The organism is Microbacterium wangchenii (assembly GCF_004564355.1).
GTDB lineage: Bacteria > Actinomycetota > Actinomycetes > Actinomycetales > Microbacteriaceae > Microbacterium > Microbacterium wangchenii.
This window is the reverse complement of the sequence record NZ_CP038266.1, coordinates 3,091,261-3,110,503: the sequence shown is the minus strand read 5'-3', so window position 1 is coordinate 3,110,503 and position 19,243 is coordinate 3,091,261. Positions and strand designations below refer to the sequence as shown.

The following is a 19,243-nucleotide window of genomic DNA, read 5'->3' as shown; positions in this document are numbered from 1 at the left end:
CGCGTCGCGGGTCAGACCCGGTCGGGGGAGGGGGTGCCATGGCCGAAGCGGATCGTGACGTCGGCGTGCCGGTCGAAGCGGTAGCCGACGCCACGGACGGTGCGCACGATGTCTTCGAAGCGCCCGAGCTTGGCGCGCAGCCGTCGGACGTGCACATCGATGGTGCGCTCGCCGGGTGCGTCGTCGTCGGCGGGGTTCTGCCACAGGGACGCGACCAGCTCGCTGCGGTCGATCGTGCGGCCTTCGCGCAGGACGAGGTACTGCAGCAACTCGAACTCCTTGAAGGTGAAGGCGGCCGATTCGCCGTCGATGAGCACGCGCTTGCGGGAGATGTCCACCACGACGCCGCCGGCGAGGTCATCGGCGTCCTCGGGCTCCTGCTTGGTGCGGGCGACCGCCGAGGGCTCGTGCAGGGCGAGGCGCACGACGTCGACGTCCCGTCCGCCGGCCCCGGTGGGGGCCAGCGCGACCGTGGCGTAGGTCTGGGCGCTGGGGGCGAGGTCGGCGAGCGTGCGGCGGAGGGCCTCGACGAGGACGCCCAGGCTCACGCCATCGGCTGCCGCCTTGGCTTCGTCGATGCCGACGTACAGGGCGAATCCGCGCGGCGCGGTGCCCGGGGGGAGGTGTCGCGCCGCGCCGGGGGCGGGCTCGGGTGCGGGAGTGGGGACCGCACGGAGGTGGCGGGTGGGAGCGGGACGGTCGAGCAGGGCGGGAGTAGACATGATGATGGCTGTCCTCAGAAGGGGGAACCGGCGCGGGAAGAGCGCGGTTCGAATGCGGGAGAGCGGGCCGCGATGGCCAGGGATGGAGCATCCGGGGACGCGTGATCGACGCGGGTGCCGGGATGCTGGGGACGCGTGCTCGCGCGCTCAGAAGCGCAAGCGGGCGTCGGGCGGGGTCACCGAGTCAGCGACACATTCGACACGAGGTCGCGCGGCCGGCCATCATCATGCCGGCAGTCCCGTTCGCCTCCCAGGCGGACAGAGAACGCGCGTGATCCGTCATGGGGCCGATTATGTCCGAATGCGTCGCCGTGCGTCAAATGTGTCGCCGTGCGGGCGCGAATATGACGTCGTGTGACCGCTCAGCCGCTGCGTGGCGCAGGCGAGGGTCCCGCCTTTTTGTTGCGATCTCCAGCAAAGGTCTTGCCCTCGCGCGATCGAGTCCTTTACTGTGTCGGTCGAAGCGCTTCCCGAAAGCGCTTCGACACGCGAAGCCGCGGCGGCAGCCGCTGACGATGGAGTCCGGATGGCGAAGATCGACGAGGTGGCGAAAGCCGCCGGCGTTTCCATCAGCACCGTCTCCTACGCGCTCAGCGGCAAGCGCCCGGTCGCCAAGGACACGCGCGAGCGGATCGAGAAGGCCGTGCGTGAGCTCGGCTACAGCCCCAACGCGGGCGCGCGCATGCTCGCCGGCGACCGCACCCACATCTTCGCCCTGACCGAGCCGCTGCGCACCGACACCCACGCTCCCACGCACATGGCCTTCGTGCTGGCCACCGCCGTCGCGGCGCGGCGCCAGGGGTACGACATCCTTCTCCTCACCGACGAAGAAGCCCGAGCCGGCATGAGCAGGGTCGCCTCCAGCGGCCTGGTGGACGCCATCCTGGTGCTGGATGTCGCTCCCGACGACCCCCGCGTTCCCCTGGCGCGCGCCATCGCGACGCCCTCCGTGTTCATCGGCGTTCCCGACGACAATGACGGGCTGGTGTGCGTCGATCTCGACTTCGAGACGGCAGCCGCCATGGCGGTGGACGCGCTCGCCGACGCCGGACACGAGCGCATCGCCCTCGTCGGTCAGACCGATATCGCCTATCGGTCCTCCAACTTCCCGCCGCGCGTCCGCGTCGCGGCCGAGCGACGCGCCGCCGAACGGTCGCTGTCGCTGATGTTCCGCTCCTCCGGCGCCGTGATGGTCGACCCGGCTGCCACGCGCCGCGGCGTGCGGGAGCTCGTGGACGCCGGGGTCACCGGGCTCATCCTGCACTGCGCGCAGGAAGCCCACGCAGCGGCGCTGGACGAACTGGCCGAGCGGGGCCTGTCGGTCCCCACCGACATCTCCGTCGTGGCGGTCGGATCGAGTTTCGACACCGCCGCCCTGCCCACCGCGGTGGACACCATTCCGCTGATCCCGCAGGCGTCGTGCGACCTCGCCGTCGAGCTCGCGATGCGCTCGCTCGGCGCCGACCGCCCCGAGCCGGGGCTCCACCTCATCCCTCCCACCTATGTCGGCCACGGGTCGCTGCGTCGCCCGGCTGGTCCCGCCTCCTCCTGATCCGTTCCCTGAACCGGCCGTCCCATGTCCGTTATCGAAGCGCTTCGACAGCACCACCCTCCGCAGTTCCCGATCACCGGCCCGATCACTCGGGCTCTCAAGAAAGGAGTGCCGACGATGGCACGAAACATCCGAAAGACACGACGCGTCGCTGCGGCCGTCGGCACCGCGACGATCGCGGCGCTCGCCCTCTCCGCGTGCTCCGGCGGCGGCTCGGGCGGGGGAGGCGACGGCGACACCCTGACGCTGTGGCACTACGAGGGCGACAACAGCGCGATGGGCATCGCGTGGGCCGAAGCGATCGAGGTCTTCGAGGAGGAGACCGGCGCGACGGTCGAGTTCGAGGAGCGCAGCTTCGAGCAGATCCGCTCCACCGCCAGCCAGGTGCTCAACTCCGATGAGGCCCCCGACCTCATGGAGTTCAACAAGGGCAACGCCACGGCCGGCTTCCTCGCCAGTCAGGGCCTGCTCGCCGACATCAGCGACGCCGTGGACGAACACGGATGGGACGACATGCTCGCCCCCGCGCTGCAGACCACCGCGCGCTACGACGAGGACGGCGTGATGGGTTCGGGCGCGTGGTACGGCGTGCCGAACTACGGCGAGTTCGTCACGGTCTACTACAACAAGGACGCCTTCGCCTCCGCTGGGCTCGAGGTTCCGGAGACCTATGACGAGTTCATCGCCGTGCTGGACGCCTTCCAGGCGCAGGGCATCACGCCGCTGGCCGAAGCGGGCCTCGAGTACCCCCTCGGACAGCTGTGGTATCAGCTGGCACTGAGCCAGGCCGACCGGCAGTGGGTCAACGACTACCAGCTGTACGAGAACCCCGTCGACTGGGCCGGCGACGAGGTCTCCTACGCGACCGAGACGGTGCTGGAGTACGCCGACAAGGGCTACTTCTCCCCGGACGTCACCGGCCAGAAGGCCGAGGATGCGGGCGTGTCCTTCATCAACGGCACCGCCCCGATCTTCGTCTCCGGCAGCTGGTGGTACGGGCGATTCGTCGACGAGATCGAGGGCTTCGACTTCGGTCTGTTCCCCTTCCCCGGCAGCGACCTGAGCCTGGGCTCGTCCGGCAACCTGTGGGTCGTCCCCGAGCGGGCTCAGAACAAGGACCTCGCCTACGAGTTCATCGACATCACGATGCGGCCGGAGATCCAGGCGCTCATCGGCAACAACGGCGGCCTGCCCGTCGCCGCGGATGAGGCCGACATCACCGACGAGAAGAGCCTCGAGCTCATTCAGGCCTTCAACGCGGTCAACGAGCAGGACGGTCTGGCGTTCTACCCCGACTGGCCCACGCCGACCTTCTACGACGCCCTCGTGGCCGAGTTGCAGGAGCTCGTCAACGGGACCAAGTCGGCCGCCGAGGTCCAGGAGGCCCTCGGCGCGGAGTACGACTCCTACGTCGACGACTTCCGCTGACCGACACGGGTGGCCCGCCGTCACGGCGGAGGGCCACCCGCACCACCCGGGCTCACGCCCTCCACGCCGCGATCGCGGCACCACCCACGTCCGAGGAGCCGGCGATGTCCGCTGTTCCCTTCGTCCGCCCCGCGCGGACCAAACTCCCGCCCGAGGAGCCCCTGATCCCGCAGCGCCGCGGCGGCACCGCGGGCTACTGGCTCTACCTCGTGCCCGGGCTGGTCCTGGCCACCGTCATCATCGTCATCCCACTGGTGTGGAACATCTACCTGAGCTTCACCGACTGGCGCGGCATCCGTCCCCCCGAGTTCATCGGTCTGGAGAACTGGATCGAGCTGCTGGGCGACGGCAAGTTCTGGACCTCGTTCGGGAACAGCATCTGGATGATCGTCGCGATGGTGGTCTTCCCGACCCTCATCGGGCTCGTCCTGGCCGCGCTGCTGTTCGACGTGATCGGGCGCAAGTTCGGCGGCCGGCTGGCCAGCTTCCTGCGCGCGACGTACTACCTGCCGCAGATCCTTCCCGCCGCCATCGCCGGCATCGTCATCGGGTGGATCCTGCGCCCGCAGGACGGCGCGCTCAACTCCATCCTGGAAGGCGCCGGCCTGGGGTTCCTCACCCACAACTGGCTCGGCTCGCCCGACACCGCGCTGGGGGCGATCATGGTCGTCCTCGTCTGGATCCAGATCGGCTACCCCGTCGTGGTGTTCATGGCCGCGCTGCAGCGCGTCGATCCGGAACTGTATGAGGCGGCCGAACTCGACGGCGCGAACTGGCTCCAGCGTTTCCGAGCCATCACCGTCAGCATCATCCGCCCCGAGATCTACGTCGTCACCCTCACGTGCACGATCGCCGCCCTGAAGGTCTTCGGCCCGGTGTACGTCCTGACCCGCGGCGGGCCGGGCACCTCGACGATCGTGCCCGCGTACTACGCCTACAGCGAGTTCTTCCAGTCCCAGCAGGTGGGCTACGGCGCGACGATCGCCACGGCGCTGACGATCGTCATCGCGATCGTGTCGATTCTGTTCATCCGCGCGCAGAACCGCGCGGAGCGCAAGGAAAGGGCGGGACTGTGAGAGCCGCCACGATGACCGTGACCACGGCGACGAAGGGCCGCCCCGCAGACCTCGAGGGAGGCGGCGTCCGGCGCCGCGGCGCAAAGGGGCGCGGCGGCATGACGAAGAGGCGGGGTGTGGACTGGCTGCTGCTGGCCTTCGCGATCGTGGCAGCCATCGTCATCATCGCGCCGTTCTACCTGATCCTCATCAACTCGTTCAAATCGCCCGCTGACTACTCCAACGGCGGGCCGCTGGCCCTGCCGACCGCGCTGAACTTCGACGGCATCATCGCGTTCTGGGAGCGCGTGAACTTCCCGCAGAAGGTGTGGAACTCCTTCTTCATCGCCGGGATGGTGGCGCTCCTGGCGGTGCTCATCTCGGTGCTCAACGCGTTCGCCATCGGGATCGGGCGGGTGCGCGGGCGCTCGTGGATCGTCCTGCTGTTCCTCCTGGCCAACCTGCTCCCGCAGGAGGCGCTGCTGTACCCGCTCTACTACATGTTCCGCGAGGTCGGGCTGTACAACAACGTGTGGTCGGTGATCATCGTCTTCACCGTCATCCAGGCGGCCTTCGGCACCTACCTGCTGTCCTCGGTGTACGGCACCTTCCCCCGAGAGGTGCTCGAGGCCGCCGCGATCGACGGCGCGACCCGCTGGCAGATCCTGTGGCGCGTGATCTTCCCGATCAGCCGTCCCACGCTCTCGGTCCTGGTCATCTTCTTCTTCATCTGGACGTGGAACGAGTTCCTCATCCCGCTGACCTTCCTGGTCTCCAACGAGAACCAGACCGTGCCGGTGGCCATCAGCGTCCTGCAAGGGGACCGCCTGATGGATGTGACGACCACCAGCGCGTCGGCGCTGCTGGGCCTCATCCCCACCCTTCTCTTCTTCCTCATCTTCCAGCGCACCCTCACGCGCGGCATCACCGCAGGAGCAGTCAAGTAATGAAGTTCACCGATGGTTTCTGGCAGCTGCGACCGGGCGTCACCGCCCTGTACTCGCAAGAGGCCTATGACATCCGCGAGACCGGCACGGTCGATGGGACCGGCATCCGGGTGATCGCCCCGACGAAGGTCATCGAGCGGCGGGGCGACACCCTCAACCGCCCCGTGCTCACGGTGACGCTCTCCTCTCCGCTGGAGGGAGTCGTGCGCGTGCGGATCGAGCACCACTCCGGCGCCGGCCGCGGACTGTCGTTCGCGCTCCCGGGTACGGTCGCAGGCGCGGCATCCTTCTCCATCGACGACGCGGGCGCGCGGCTTCGCACCGGCTCGCTCGAGGCGCACGTGACCCCGGGCGCCCCGTGGTCGCTGTCCTTCCGCTCGGACGGGCGCCCGCTCACCGCGAGCGGCCACAAGTCGCAGGGGTACATCACGCTCACCCCCGACGCGCAGGTGGATCCCGGCATCGTCGGCAACGCGCGCACGGGGAGTCCCGCCGGGCGCTCGCGCACCTTCGTGCACGAGCAGCTCGACCTCGGTGTGGGCGAGCTCGTCTACGGACTGGGGGAGCGGTTCGGTCCCCTCGTGAAGAACGGCCAGACCGTCGACATCTGGAACGCCGACGGCGGCACCTCCAGCGAGCAGGCGTACAAGAACGTGCCCTTCTACCTGTCCGACCGCGGCTACGGCGTGCTCGTGAACGATCCGGGTCACGTGTCGTTCGAAGTGGGCTCCGAAGCGGTCGAGCGCGTGCAGTTCTCCGTGCCCGGCGAAGCGCTGGAGTACTTCGTCATCGACGGCCCGACTCCCAAGGACGTGCTCTCGCGGTACACGGAGCTGACCGGCCGCGCCCCCGTCGTGCCGGCGTGGTCGTACGGGCTCTGGCTGTCCACGAGCTTCACGACCGACTACGACGAGGCCACCGTTTCATCGTTCCTGGACGAGATGGCCGCCCGCGAGCTGCCGCTGTCGGTGTTCCACTTCGACTGCTTCTGGATGCGGGAGTTCCAGTGGTGCGATTTCGAGTGGGATCCGCGGGTCTTCCCCGACCCCGACGGGATGCTGCAGCGCCTGCACGAGCGCGATCTGCGCGTCAGCGTGTGGATCAACCCCTACATCGGCCAGGCGTCGCCGCTGTTCGCCGAGGCGGCGGAGCAGGGATTCCTGGTTCAGCGCGCTGACGGATCGGTGTGGCAGTGGGACCTGTGGCAGGCGGGCATGGGCCTGGTGGATTTCACCAACCCCGGCGCCACGCGCTGGTACCAGGACAAGCTGCGCGCCCTCGTGGCGCAGGGCGTGGACTGCTTCAAGACCGATTTCGGCGAGCGCATCCCGCTGGACGTCGTCTACGCCGACGGCAGCGCCCCCGACCGCATGCACAACCTGTACACCCACCTGTACAACCAGGCCGTGTACGACGTGCTCGTCGAGGCGCGCGGAGAGGGCGAGGCGGTGCTGTTCGCCCGGTCGGCGACAGCGGGGGGTCAGACGATGCCGGTGCACTGGGGCGGCGACTCCACGTCGACCTTCGCGTCGATGGCCGAGACGCTGCGCGGTGGCCTGTCGCTGGCGATGAGCGGGTTCGCGCACTGGAGCCACGACATCGGCGGATTCGAGGGCACCCCCGACCCCGCCGTGTTCAAGCGCTGGACCGCGTTCGGCCTGCTCGGCACCCACAGCCGACTCCACGGATCGCAGTCGTACCGGGTGCCGTGGCAGTTCGACGAGGAGGCCGTGGAGGTCACCCGCACCTTCACGCACCTCAAGATGCGCCTCATGCCCTACCTGTATCAAGCAGGCCTGGATGCGACCGAGACGGGGGTGCCCGTCATGCGCCCGATGGCCTTGGAGTTCCCGCACGACCCGGCGGCGGCATACCTCGACCGGCAGTACATGCTCGGCTCCGACCTCCTCGTGGCGCCGGTGTTCTCCGCCGACGGCGACGTCGAGTTCTACCTGCCGGAGGGCGAATGGACGCAGCTGCTCATCGGTGAGACCGTGACCGGCGGACGCTGGCGTCGCGAGCGTCACGGATTCGACAGCATCCCGGTGTACGTTCGTCCCGGTGCCGTGATCCCCTGGGGAGCGCGCACCGACCGGCCCGACTACGACTACCTCGACGGTCTGCGTCTCCGGGTGTTCCCCGGCGGCGAAGGCATCGCCGAGGTGCGCGTCACGACCCCCGACGGCCGGAGCGTCCTCCTGACCGCCGACCGTTCGGAGATCACCCGATGAGCACGTCCACCGGCAACGCCGACTACCGCGACAGCGGCCTGGTCTTCCCCGAGGGCTTCACCTTCGGCTCCGCCACGGCGTCGTATCAGGTCGAAGGCGCCGCGGCCGAGGACGGTCGCCTGCCCTCCATCTGGGACACGTTCAGCAAGACCCCGGGCAAGGTCTGGAACGGCGACACGGGTGACGTCGCGTGCGACCACTACCACCGGTGGGAGGCCGACCTCGACCTCATGAGCGGCCTCGGGCTGGGCGCGTACCGCTTCTCGATCGCGTGGCCGCGCATCATGCCGACCGGAACCGGGCCGGTGAACCAGGCGGGCCTCGACTTCTACTCCCGCCTGGTCGACGGACTGCTCGAACGCGGCATCCGCCCCGTCGCGACGCTGTACCACTGGGACCTGCCGCAGACGCTGGAGGACGCCGGTGGATGGCCCGTGCGCGCGACCGCGGATGCGTTCGAACGCTACGCGGAGGTGGTCGGCGCGGCGCTCGGTGACCGCATCCACACCTGGACCACCCTCAACGAGCCCTGGTGCTCGGCCTACCTCGGCTACGGGCAGGGCGGGCACGCGCCCGGGCGGCACGAACCCGCCGCGGCGCTGGCCGCCGTCCACCACCTCAACCTCGCGCACGGCCGCGCCCTCCAAGCGCTGCGGGCGACCTCCACGGGAGACCCGGAGTACTCCGTGACGCTCAACTTCCACGTGCCGCGGGGCAGGGGCGACCAGGCCGCCGAGGCGATCCGTCGCGTCGACGCCCTCGCCAACCGCGCCTTCACCGGCCCGATGCTGCGCGGGGAGTACCCTGCGGACCTGCTCGAGGACACCGCATCCGTCACCGACTGGTCGTTCGTGAAGGACGGGGACCTCGGCGCCATCCACCAGCCGATCGACGTGCTCGGGGTGAACTACTACTCGACCGTCACGGTGCAGATGTGGGACGGCGTCTCCCCGAAGCAGAACAACGACGGGCACAAGGCCGCCGACGGCGGCACCGCGTGGCCGGGCAGCGACGGGGTCGTGGAGTTCCTCGAGCAGCCCGGGCCGTACACCGCGATGGGGTGGAACATCGCCCCCGAGGGCCTGGAGGAGCTGCTGCTCTCGCTGCGCGACCAGTTCCCCGGCCAGGCGCTCATGGTGACCGAGAACGGCGCCGCGTTCGACGACGTCGTCGCCGAGGACGGCTCCGTGCCCGATCCCGATCGCCTGGACTACCTGCGCCGCCACTTCACCGCCGCCCACCGGGCGATGGCTCAGGGCGTGGACCTGCGGGGATACTTCGTGTGGTCGCTGCTGGACAACTTCGAGTGGGGCTACGGCTACTCCAAGCGGTTCGGGATCGTGCGCGTGGACTTCGATTCCCTCGAGCGCACAGTGAAGGACAGCGGCCGCTGGTACTCCGAGCTCGCCCGCACGGGCGTGCTGCCGGACTGAGGTCCCTGCCACACTGGGCCCGTGAAGCTGCGGATCGTGGGGGTCTCCGGCGCGGGGAAGACCCGCCTCGCCCGGGAGGCCGGAGCCCGGCTGGGCGTTCCGGTGCTCGAGCTGGACGCCGTCTTCTGGGATGCGGGCTGGCAGCATCGTGACCTGGGCGAGGCGCTCGGGCTCGTGCGCGGGTTCGTGACGGAGCATCCGGACGGGTGGGTGATCGAGGGCAACTGGTCGTCGCGGCTGAACGGGCTGCTGGATCCGGGGACGACCGGCGGGGCGGACGCGTTCGTGTGGCTCGACCACCCGCGACCGGTCGTCATGCGGCGCGTCGTCGCGCGTACGCTGCGCCGCGGGCTCACCCGGCAGGAGCTGTGGCACGGCAATCGCGAGACCCCGGCCAACTGGATCCGGTGGACCCCCGAGGAGAACATCGTGCGGTGGGCGTGGACGCAGCATCCGGTGACGCGCGAACGGATGCAGCGCAGGATCGCCGCCGGGATGCCGGTGGTGCGCCTGGCCGGTCAGCGGCAGGTGGACGCGTGGCTGGCCGCCCTGCCGTCCAGAATTCAGGAGAACTGAGGGCTGCGGCCCCGCCGGCGGTGGTCGGATCGGCGTGTCTCCTGAGTTTTGCGCGGGCGTGGCGCGGATGCGGCGACGCCGGGCCGGACCAGGCGTACCCTGTCGGGGTGACCGGACTGCGATTCACCGACGAGAAGGACGCCTCGCGTTACACGCTGCACCGTGGCGACGACCTCGTGAGCGTGCTGGACTACCGCGACGACGGGCGCACCGTGGCGATGACGCGGGCGTACACGATCCCGACCTTCCGCGGACACGGCTACGCCGGCGAACTGGTCGCCCGGGCCGTGGCGCACCTCGAGGCGGCCGGCGACCGCGAGGTGATCCCGGTGTGCTGGTACGTCGCCGAGTGGTTCGACGCCCACCCCGAACACGCCGGCATCCTCCGCACCGCCCGCTCCGCCTGACCGTACCGCCGCCCGCCGCGCCGCGCCCGCCGCCCGCCGCGGCCGCCCGCCGCCCGCCGCGCCGCGCAAATGCGCCGCGCAAATCCGCGAGACTGCTGCGCACCGGCGAGACCGAGGCTTTATGTCGCGGTCTCGCCGGTGGCGTGCTGTCTCGCGGAACCGGGGGTGGGGTGGGGCGGGGCGGGGGTCGGGGCGGGCGGGGTAGTCGGCGTCGGTGGGCGCGTCAAGCCCTCGCGAGCCGGAGGGGCGGCGCGGGAGGGTGGAAGGGACGGAAGGAACACGCCATGGATGATCGCGATCTGCCCGAGGGCGTCATCGACGCCGACCCGCCCGGCGGCTGGGAGAGCGGCGCAGCCGCCGACGGTGAGACGGCCGAGCAGAGCCGCGCGGCCCAGGGGTCGTCGCGCCTGAGTGACGCGGGCCTGCCGGGCGAGTCATCCGGGGGCACCAGCCCCGATGCGCCGATCGAGAGCGACGAGCCGTCCCAGGCGGCGGACCCCGATCTGTCCAACGACGAGGAGAGCTGAGATGTCGGGTACGACGAACGAGTTCGACGAACCGGGCGGGAACTACCCCGACCGCTACGACGAGAAGCCGGTCGAGCCTTCGCAGGCGGATGATCGCCGCGGTGACGGTGAGGCGACCGTGCAGCACGGGGAGGCGACGCAGGACGTGCAGGGCGGCGCCGTCGCTCACGATGCCAAGGCCCCGGACGCCGACCCCGACACGAGCTCGAGCGCGGCATCGGGCACGCAGAACGCCCCGGCGATGGATATGCACTCCACGACCAACGAGGACCGCGTCGAAGGCATCGTGGCGCAGACGCGTCAGGACGTCGGCGACGCCTCCGAGGAGCGCATCGCCGACGTGCTGCGCCAGCGCTTTTCGGAGACCGGCACCGACATCGGCGACGACCGCATCCGGGCGCTGGCCGCGGAGATCGCCCAGCGCTGAATCAGCACCCGCCCCGGCTCACACCGTGCACGTGTGCGGCCGGAAGGCGGCGTCGGACGCGCGCGGACGGAAGCCCGCGTCGGAGCCCGGCGGGACCGCGACCGGGCGCGGCCACACGCCGCGGAACGCGCGGCGCGGCGCGGCCGGAGGGTCGAGCGGCCGGAGCACGCGCTCCGGAATGAGACGCTCCGCCCGCAGTGCTCGGCGGCGCAGCGCGCGATCGCGCTCGGCGCTGTCGTGCTGGAACTGGACTTCTGCGGCATAGATCCCGAACATCATCGCTCCTGTGGGTCAGTCGTTGCCTCACGAGCGAACGTACGCGCGGCCGCCGACATTGCCGTCGACGCCGACGCTGGCAGGAAAACGTCCTGCCATGGCGGTCAGGCGGCGAAGAGCAGGATGCGTGCGACAGCGGGCGCCGCATCCCGGATCATCGTCTCGTGCCCGCGATCGGGGATCTCCTCCAGGCGGCCGTCGGGCAGGGAATCCGCGACGAACCGGCACCACGCCCGGGGGGAGACGGGGTCCTCCTCCCCGCGCAGCACGAGCACCGGTACGCGCACGCGATCGAGAGAGTCCTCCGGGGCATGCGCGAGCATCGCGCGGAACTTCCGGCGCAGCCATGGCCCCGCGCGCAGATACTCCCGCGCGCCGGCGAGGATCACCTTGGGATGCTCGTCGGTGAGGTCGCGCAGCAGCCGCCACATCTGCGGCAGCGCGCGACGCGCACGAGCATCCACCGTGGGGGCCGCCAGCACGAGCCGGGCGACGGTGGCCGGATGGCGTGCGGCGACCTCGATGGCCACCTGCGAGCCCATCGAATGCCCGACCAGCACGACGCGCCCCGGCGCCCGCTCGACGATGAAGGCCGCCACGAGGTCTGCCAGCCGCTCGATGGCGGGCGTGCGCGCGGGCTCGGGAGCCTCGCCGTAGCCGGGCAGGTCGATCGCGATCACGCGGCCGTGGCGGCGGAGGAGCTTCACGGCGTGGGCGAACACCGTCCGTCCCATCCCGATCCCGTGCACGAGCAGGAACACCGTCTCCCCGTGCCCCTGGGTCTCGGCCACGAGCGTGCAGCCGGCCGCGGTGAACGTGCTCACCGAGACGTCGTCGGTCGGCTCGGGATCCACGCTCCGACGCTACCGGGTCTGGATGCGGCACCCCGACCGGGCGTACCGTGGGCGGCATGTGCCGGAACATCCACACCCTCCACAACTTCGCGCCCGCCGCGACCACCGAGGAGATCCAGGCGGCCGCCCTGCAGTACGTGCGCAAGATCGCCGGGACCACCAAGCCCTCGCGTGCGAACCAGGCGGCCTTCGATCGTGCGGTGGCCGACATCGCCCACGCCACGGCGCACCTGCTCGACGACCTCGTCGCCGTGGCTCCGCCGAAGGACCGCGCCGAAGAAGCGGCGAAGGCCCGCGCCAGGGCGGAGCGCTCCGGACGCTACGAACCGCGCGTCGCCGCCGCATCCTGAGCCGCGCAGCGGCGTCGGAGGATCGCACGGACGTCGGAGGATGCGCAGCTCATCCTCCGACCTGGGTGCGGTCCCCCGACATCGTTACGGCGCGCGGGAGGTGCGGGACGGGCGGATCCGCCCGCTCGCTGTCGGCGAACCTCCTGAGCGCCTTCGCGGGGATGTCGGAGGCTCGACGTAGCGTGCTGGTATGCGCATCCTGCACACCTCCGACTGGCACATCGGGCGGTCCTTCCACGGACATGCGACCTTCGATGCGCTGCGCGGCGTCCTGGAGGCGCTCGTCGCTCAGGTGGCGGAGCTGCGCGTGGACGTCGTCGTCCTCGCCGGAGACGTGTTCGACTCGGCCGCACCGGCACCGGCCTGTTACGCGCTGCTGACCGACACCCTCGCCGCGATCTCCGACGCCGGCGCCCGCATCATCGTCACGAGCGGCAACCACGACTCCGCCGCGCGGCTGGGCTTCCAGTCCGCGCTGCTGAGGGAGGGCATCACGGTGCTCACCGACCCCGCCGCGGTCGGCACGCCCGTCACCGTCTCCGACGCCCACGGGCCGGTGCACTTCTACGGCATCCCGTACCTGGAGCCGGCGATCGTGCGCCACCGGTGGGAGGGGGTCGAACTGCGCAGCCAGGCGCAGACGATGAACCATGCGCTCGGGCTCGTCCGCGCCGACCTCGCCGCGCGCGGGGGCCGGTCGGTGGCGATCGCGCACTGCTTCGCGGCGGGGGTCGAGGCGACGCCAGGCGTGGAGCGGGAGATCCGCCAGGGCGGCCTGGACGTCGTGCCCCTCCCGGCCTTCGACGGGCCCGATTACGTCGCGCTCGGCCACATCCACGGCCGTCAGCAGCTGTCCGAGCGCGTGCGCTACGCCGGCGCTCCGCTGCACTACAGCTTCGGCGAGGCCGACAAGCCGCGCGGATCGTGGCTGGTCGAGCTGGATGCGGCGGGCCTGACGAACGTGGAATGGATCCCCCTGCCCGTGCCTCGGCGGCTCGTGACGCTGCGGGGGACGATCGCGGAGCTGCTGGAGGATGCCCGCTTCGCGGCCGACGAAGACGCGTGGGTCTGCGCGCAGTACACCGACCTGACGCCGCAGATCGAGCCGATGCGCCGCCTGCAGCGCCGCTTCCCGTTCTGCGCGACCGTGGTGCACACCCCCGTCGGCACGCCCGCCGCGGACGGGCTGGACTACTCCGGCCGCGTGCGCGCCGCCCGCGACGACGCCGAGCTGTTCGATGCCTTCCTCACCCACGTGCGCGCGGGGGAGGGTGCCACCGACGCGGAGCGCGCCCTCATCCGCGACGTCGTCGATGCGCGCACCGTCGCGGAGGCCCGCGCGTGAAGCTGCATCGCCTCGAGCTCGCCGGCTTCGGTCCCTTCCGGGATCGTCAGGTCGTCGATTTCGACGCGTTCGCCGACGACGGGATCTTCCTCATCTCCGGTCGCACCGGGGCGGGGAAATCGAGCGTCCTGGACGGGGTCTGCTACGCCCTGTTCGGCGGGGTGCCGCGCTATGACGGGAGCGAGCGGCGGCTGCGCAGCGACCACTGCGACCCCGAGGACCCGACGCAGGTGGTGCTGGAGTTCACCGCCGGCGAGCGGCGCTGGCGCGTCACCCGCTCGCCGGAGTACGAGCGCCCGAAGCTGCGCGGCGGGGGCTTCACGACCGAACCGCACCGCGCGATGCTCGAGGAGTTCGACGGCGTCGAGTGGACGGGTGTCGCGGCACGCCCCGTCGACGTGGCCGCGCACCTCGACGAGATCGTCGGCCTCACCCAGCAGCAGTTCCTGCAGGTCATCCTGCTCGCCCAGAACCGGTTCGCGCGCTTCCTCCTCGCCCGCAATGACGAGCGTCAGGCGCTGCTGCGCACCCTCTTCGGCACACGCACGTACGAGCAGTACGCCGAGATCCTCGAGGGCATGCGCAAAGACGCCGAAGCCGCACTGCTGTCCGAGGGCGAGAACGTGCGGATGCTGCTGGAGGAGGCCGAGCGCGTCGCTCGCGACGCCGACGTGCTTCCCGTGGAAGACCCCGCGCCCGCCGACATCCCCGCGCGATTGAGCGCCGTGGTCCGGGCCGCCGAGCGCGCCGCCTACCGTGCCGAGGTCGCCGCCCAGGAGCAGCGCACCGCCGAGACGGGACTGGACGGCGCCCTGGAGCGGGAGCGCGACGCGCGCGAGCTGGCCGAGCGGCAGCGCCAGCGGCTCGAGCTGCGCGAACGCCTGGCCCGCCTGACCGAGGATGCGCCGGCCGTCGACGCCGAGCGCGAGGTGCTCGCACGGGCGCGTGCGGGGGAGGAGCTGCGTGCGGCTCTCGAGGCCGCCGATCGGGCGGAGCGCGACGCCGCCGTCAGTGCCGAGCGCGCTGCCGCTGCAACCGTCGCGTGGGCGGCGGCGGGGGAGACCGCGTCCACCCCGGCGCAGCTGCGCTCTCGCGAGGACGAGCTCGCGGCGGTGCTGGCCGCGTGCGCGGACGCCCTGGCCGCCGAAACCGAACTGGCCGAGGCCGAGCGCGAGGTGGAGCAGGCGGCGGCCGCCGCCGCGGATGCCGAGCGTGCCGTCGCCGCCCTCGACGCCCAGCGCGCGGCGGTGCCGGCGCTCCTGCGCGACCTGGACGACAAGCTCGAGGCACTCGCCGCGGCGCCGGCCGAACGCGCGACGGCGGAGGCGCGGCTGAGCGAGGCCGAACGCCGCCGGGATGCCGCGCGGGAGGCTCACGCCCTGGTCGATCCGCTGCGCGCCGCCGAACGCCGCGCGGTGGCCTGCGGCATCGCGCTGGCGGAGGCCACGGCACATCACACGTCGCTGCTGCAGCGTCGCCTGGCGTCGGCGGCGGGCGACCTGGCCGCCGGCCTGGTGCAGGGCGAACCCTGTCCGGTGTGCGGAGGCACGGAGCATCCGCACCCCGCGTCGCCGTCGGACGAACCGGTCAGCGATGCCGCCATCGAGGATGCGGCGCTCGCGAAGGAGACCGCCCTCGCCGAGGATCGTCGTGCCGCCGAGGCACTCCGCGATGCGGGCGCCGCACATGCGGCCGCGGTCGCATGCGCGGGCGGCACCGGGCCCGAGGAGACCGAGGCGGACTGCGACGCCGCGCGGGCCGCGCGGGATGCGGCCGAGGAACGCGTCGCCACCGCCGAGCGGCTCGCCGCCGAGCGGGCCGGGCTCGCCGCGGCCGATGCCGACGCCGCGGCCGGGCGCGAGGCGCTCGTGGCCGAAGCGGCGCAGGGCCGGCAGGATGCAGCGCTGGCCACCCAGCGTGCGCACGCGCTGCGCGCCCGCGTCGACGGCGCGCGAGGGGATGCGGCGACGGTCGCCGAGCGTCGCGACGATGCCGAGCGGCGCCGCGAGCTGCTGCGCGCCCTGACCGACTCCGCCGCCGACAGCGTGGTGCGCGCCGAAGTGCTCTCCGGCGCCGCCGCCCACCGGGACGAGCGGCTGGCCGCGTCGATCTTCGACGATGCCGACGCCGCCCGCGCCGCGCTGCGCTCTGCTGGGGAGCGCGCCGCGATGGAGGACCGCGTACGTGCACACGACGACGCCGAGCGGTCGGCCCGCCAGCGTCTGCTCGAACTGGAGCTGGTGCTCGTCGACCAGCCCGAGCAGCCGGCCGACCTGGGACCGGTGCAGGCGGAGCTGGCGCACGCGCGTGCCCGCGTCACCGCCGCCGCCGCCGCCACGGCCGAGGCGAACGCCATCCTCACGCGGCTGCGCGACCTGGCGGAGCGGGCCGACGCCGCCCACCGTGCCATCGCCGACACCGCAGCGCGCGCCGCCGTGGTCGGGCGCCTCGCGCACACCGTCGCCGGCCGCGCGCCCAATACGCGCCGGATGACGCTGGAGACGTTCGTCCTGGCGGCCGAACTCGAGGAGATCGTCGCCGCCGCGAACCTCCGCCTGGCCGACATGTCCGCGGGCCGGTACCGCCTGCAGCACTCCGACGCGCTCGCGGCGCGAGGTGCAGCATCCGGCCTGGGGCTGGAGGTGCTCGACTCCTACACCGGGCAGGCGCGGCCGCCGCAGTCGCTGTCCGGCGGGGAGACCTTCCTGGCCTCCCTGGCCCTGGCGCTGGGCCTGGCCGAGGTGGTCACGGCGCGGGCGGGCGGCATCCGTCTCGACACGCTCTTCATCGATGAGGGCTTCGGTTCGCTCGATGACGACACGCTCGAACTGGCAATGCGCGCCCTCGACGAACTGCGCCAGGGCGGGCGCACCGTCGGAGTGATCAGCCACGTCGCAGCGATGAAGGAGCAGCTGCCCGCCCAGCTCCTGGTGGAGGCGGGGCCGCAGGGGGCGAGCGTCATCCGTCAGGGAGCAGCCGTCGGCAGCTGACCGCAAGGCCTGCGGAGTCCGAGCGCGCGGCGAGTAGCGTGGGCGGAATGTCACCCCCGTCCGGGCATCCGCCCACGCGCGATATCGAGCTTCCGCCGTCGCATCGGTGGCGGGCGTACTGGATCGCCGTGTCGGTGGCGGCGCTCACCATCCTGGATCTGACGAAGGTCAACGTCGCACTTCCGGCGATCGAGACGGCCCTGGGCGCCGATCCCACGCAGGTGCAGCTGATCGTGTCGGGGTTCATCCTCACCTTCGGGCTCGTGCTCGTGCCGGCCGGTCGCCTGGGTGACCAGCGGTCGCGGCGTGTGCTGTTCCTGGTGGGGCTGTCGCTGTACCTGCTGACGAGTCTGGGCTGCGCCCTCGCCCCGGATGCGACGCTGCTGCTGGTGTTCCGCCTGCTGCAGGGGGTCGCCGCCGGTATCCAGATGCCGCAGGTGCTGGGACTCATCCAGCAGCTGTTCGTCGGCGCCGAGCGCGGCCGGGCGTTCGGGCTGTTCGGTGCCACGATCAGCATCTCCACGGCGTTCGGTCCGACCCTGGGAGGCCTGCTGATCGCCGTCGGCGGCGAGGCCGACGGATGGCGGCTGATCTTCTGGATGAACGTGCCGCTGGTGATTATCGTCATGGCGCTGGCGGCGTGGCTGCTCCCTGACACGCGCACGCGGTCGCACCGCCCGCTCGACCTCGACCCGGTCGGCGTGGTGCTGTTCGGGCTGAGCGTGCTGGCGTTCCTGTGGCCCTTCCTGTTCACCACGGGCTCGCCCGACGACGACCCCCGCCGCTGGTGGCTGCTCGTGGTCTGCGTCTTCTTCGTCGCGATGTTCCTGCTGTGGGAGCACCGGTACGCCGCCCGCGGGCGGGTGCCGCTGATCCCGTTCTCGGTGTTCCAGCGGGTGTCCTACCGCAACGGGGTGCTCGTGTCGACGGCGTACTTCGCGGGAGCCCCGGCGATGTTCCTCCTCGGGACGCTGTACCTGCAGTTCGGGCTCAAGATCGCGCCGGTGTTCGCCGGCATGGTGACGATCGGCTTCGCCGCCGCATCCGCCCTGTCCTCGTGGGTGGGGGGCGTGTACGTCAGCCGGATCGGCCGGCCCCTGGTGGTGTGGGGACTGGTCGGGCTGCTGGTGAGTGTCGGCGGGCTCGTGCTGGCGGTGCTGTTCACGCCGGCTGAGTGGACCCCGTGGGCCATGGCCGCCGTGATGGTCCTCAGTGGATTGGCTGCCGGCGTCGTCATCTCGCCGAACCAGACCCTGATGCTCGCCGAGGTGCCCGTCCGTCAGGGCGGCGTCGCCGGCTCGATCGGCCAGCTCGGCCAGCGGATCGGAACGGCGGTGGGCACCGCGGTCGCGTTGGCGCTGTTCTACGCCACGGTGTACCGGGAGAAGGGCACTGAGCCCGACCCGGTGGTCTTCCACGACGCGTACGCCGTCGGCATGACCTCGGTGGGCGTGTTCCTCGGGCTCGCCCTCATCGCCGCAGTCGTCGACCTCGCCGTCCGCCGTCGCGACGGTGAGCCGCCCCTCCCGGCGGCGCCGGATCAGACGCCGTAGGCCTCGCGGATGCGCTCGCGCAGCTGGCGGGAGCACTCGATGACGGCGGTGTCCCATTCCACGGTCGCGCCGTCCTGTGCGCGATCGGAGACGGCCTTGAGGATGCGGATCGGCACGCCGAACTGCGCCGCCACCCACGCGTAGGCGAACGATTCCATGTCGACCAGGCGCGCGCCCAGGCGGCGGATGATCGCGACGGCGTCCGGGTCGTCGACGAACGAGTCGCCCGTGGCGATCGTGGCGCCCTCCACGGCCAGGGTCATGCGCGGGGGCAGCGACACGTGCTGGCCGCGCACGCCCTCCAGGTCGGTCACGTCGTGCTGCACCGTCGCGTCGATGTCGTACACGCCCGGCTCCAGCTCCGGGTCCAGCGCGCCGGCGGTGCCGACGACGACGATCTCGTCGTAGTGCGCGGCATCCAGCGCACGGGTCAGCGCGTAGGCGGCGCGGAGCTTGCCCACGCCGGTGAGGAGGCGGTCGAACCCGGGGAGCTCGGGTTCGAAGGCGACGAGTTCGGATTCGTGGGCGGCGACGAGGAGTCTCACCCACCCATTCTGCCGGTCGGAGCGG

The 19,243-nt window shown here is 71.6% G+C and carries 18 protein-coding genes; 14 read left to right on the top strand and 4 right to left on the bottom strand.

Annotated elements, in window-relative coordinates:
* Positions 1 to 11 precede the first annotated feature (11 nt).
* Complete coding sequence (locus E4K62_RS15085) at positions 12 to 722, bottom strand: winged helix-turn-helix domain-containing protein (protein ID WP_135068850.1); 711 nt, start codon at positions 720 to 722, stop codon at positions 12 to 14.
* A 526-nt stretch (positions 723 to 1,248) separates the two neighbouring features.
* Here E4K62_RS15085 and E4K62_RS15080 point away from each other — a divergent pair.
* From E4K62_RS15080 to E4K62_RS15035, 10 genes are all read left to right on the top strand, one after another.
* Complete coding sequence (locus E4K62_RS15080; protein WP_135068848.1) at positions 1,249 to 2,274, top strand: LacI family DNA-binding transcriptional regulator; 1,026 nt, start codon at positions 1,249 to 1,251, stop codon at positions 2,272 to 2,274.
* A 117-nt stretch (positions 2,275 to 2,391) separates the two neighbouring features.
* Positions 2,392 to 3,702, top strand: coding sequence for an ABC transporter substrate-binding protein (locus E4K62_RS15075; protein ID WP_135068846.1), 1,311 nt, complete (start codon positions 2,392 to 2,394; stop codon positions 3,700 to 3,702).
* A 104-nt stretch (positions 3,703 to 3,806) separates the two neighbouring features.
* Positions 3,807 to 4,778: a carbohydrate ABC transporter permease gene (locus E4K62_RS15070; protein ID WP_135068845.1), complete on the top strand. Its 972-nt coding sequence runs from the start codon at positions 3,807 to 3,809 to the stop codon at positions 4,776 to 4,778.
* Between the two features lie 11 nt (positions 4,779 to 4,789).
* On the top strand, positions 4,790 to 5,704 hold the full coding sequence (locus E4K62_RS15065; protein ID WP_135068843.1) for a carbohydrate ABC transporter permease: 915 nt from the start codon (positions 4,790 to 4,792) through the stop codon (positions 5,702 to 5,704).
* A complete protein-coding gene (gene yicI / locus E4K62_RS15060) occupies positions 5,704 to 7,935 on the top strand; it encodes an alpha-xylosidase (RefSeq protein WP_135068841.1) in 2,232 nt (743 codons plus the stop codon). The genes E4K62_RS15065 and yicI overlap by 1 nt, the downstream gene beginning before the upstream one ends.
* A complete protein-coding gene (locus tag E4K62_RS15055; RefSeq protein ID WP_135068839.1) occupies positions 7,932 to 9,368 on the top strand; it encodes a GH1 family beta-glucosidase in 1,437 nt (478 codons plus the stop codon). The genes yicI and E4K62_RS15055 overlap by 4 nt, the downstream gene beginning before the upstream one ends.
* A 21-nt stretch (positions 9,369 to 9,389) precedes the next feature.
* Entirely contained in the window at positions 9,390 to 9,944 is a 555-nt protein-coding gene (locus tag E4K62_RS15050) for a P-loop NTPase family protein (RefSeq protein ID WP_135068837.1), read from the top strand.
* 107 nt (positions 9,945 to 10,051) lie between these two features.
* A complete protein-coding gene (locus E4K62_RS15045; RefSeq protein WP_135068835.1) occupies positions 10,052 to 10,351 on the top strand; it encodes a GNAT family N-acetyltransferase in 300 nt (99 codons plus the stop codon).
* 284 nt (positions 10,352 to 10,635) lie between these two features.
* A complete protein-coding gene (locus tag E4K62_RS15040; protein WP_135068833.1) occupies positions 10,636 to 10,878 on the top strand; it encodes a hypothetical protein in 243 nt (80 codons plus the stop codon).
* A gap of 1 nt (position 10,879) precedes the next feature.
* Entirely contained in the window at positions 10,880 to 11,305 is a 426-nt protein-coding gene (locus E4K62_RS15035; protein WP_135068831.1) for a hypothetical protein, read from the top strand.
* An 18-nt stretch (positions 11,306 to 11,323) separates the two neighbouring features.
* Here the strand turns inward: E4K62_RS15035 and E4K62_RS15030 are convergent, their stop codons facing one another.
* Complete coding sequence (locus E4K62_RS15030; protein WP_205805784.1) at positions 11,324 to 11,584, bottom strand: hypothetical protein; 261 nt, start codon at positions 11,582 to 11,584, stop codon at positions 11,324 to 11,326.
* 101 nt (positions 11,585 to 11,685) lie between these two features.
* A complete protein-coding gene (locus tag E4K62_RS15025; protein WP_240742714.1) occupies positions 11,686 to 12,435 on the bottom strand; it encodes an alpha/beta fold hydrolase in 750 nt (249 codons plus the stop codon).
* Positions 12,436 to 12,491: 56 nt separating this feature from the next.
* Here E4K62_RS15025 and E4K62_RS15020 point away from each other — a divergent pair, with 56 nt between their 5' ends.
* The 4 genes from E4K62_RS15020 to E4K62_RS15005 all read left to right on the top strand — a co-directional run bounded on the left by E4K62_RS15020 (position 12,492) and on the right by E4K62_RS15005 (position 18,673).
* Entirely contained in the window at positions 12,492 to 12,785 is a 294-nt protein-coding gene (locus E4K62_RS15020; protein WP_135068826.1) for a DUF2277 domain-containing protein, read from the top strand.
* 190 nt (positions 12,786 to 12,975) lie between these two features.
* Positions 12,976 to 14,130, top strand: a complete 1,155-nt coding sequence (locus E4K62_RS15015) for an exonuclease SbcCD subunit D (RefSeq protein ID WP_135068824.1) — start codon at positions 12,976 to 12,978, stop codon at positions 14,128 to 14,130.
* The gene (locus E4K62_RS19000; protein WP_135068822.1) at positions 14,127 to 17,120 is read left to right on the top strand and encodes an AAA family ATPase; all 2,994 of its coding nucleotides are present in this window, start codon (positions 14,127 to 14,129) and stop codon (positions 17,118 to 17,120) included. Before E4K62_RS15015 ends, E4K62_RS19000 begins: the two co-directional genes overlap by 4 nt.
* Positions 17,121 to 17,167: 47 nt before the next feature.
* Positions 17,168 to 18,673: an MFS transporter gene (locus E4K62_RS15005; protein WP_135068820.1), complete on the top strand. Its 1,506-nt coding sequence runs from the start codon at positions 17,168 to 17,170 to the stop codon at positions 18,671 to 18,673.
* On the opposite strand, the gene E4K62_RS15000 is transcribed toward E4K62_RS15005, so the two are convergent.
* Positions 18,661 to 19,218 carry a nucleosidase gene (locus tag E4K62_RS15000; RefSeq protein WP_135068818.1) on the bottom strand — a complete coding sequence of 186 codons (558 nt, stop codon included), beginning with the start codon at positions 19,216 to 19,218 and terminating at the stop codon, positions 18,661 to 18,663. The two genes, E4K62_RS15005 and E4K62_RS15000, sit on opposite strands and share 13 nt — an antisense overlap.
* Between the last annotated feature and the right edge of the window lie 25 nt (positions 19,219 to 19,243).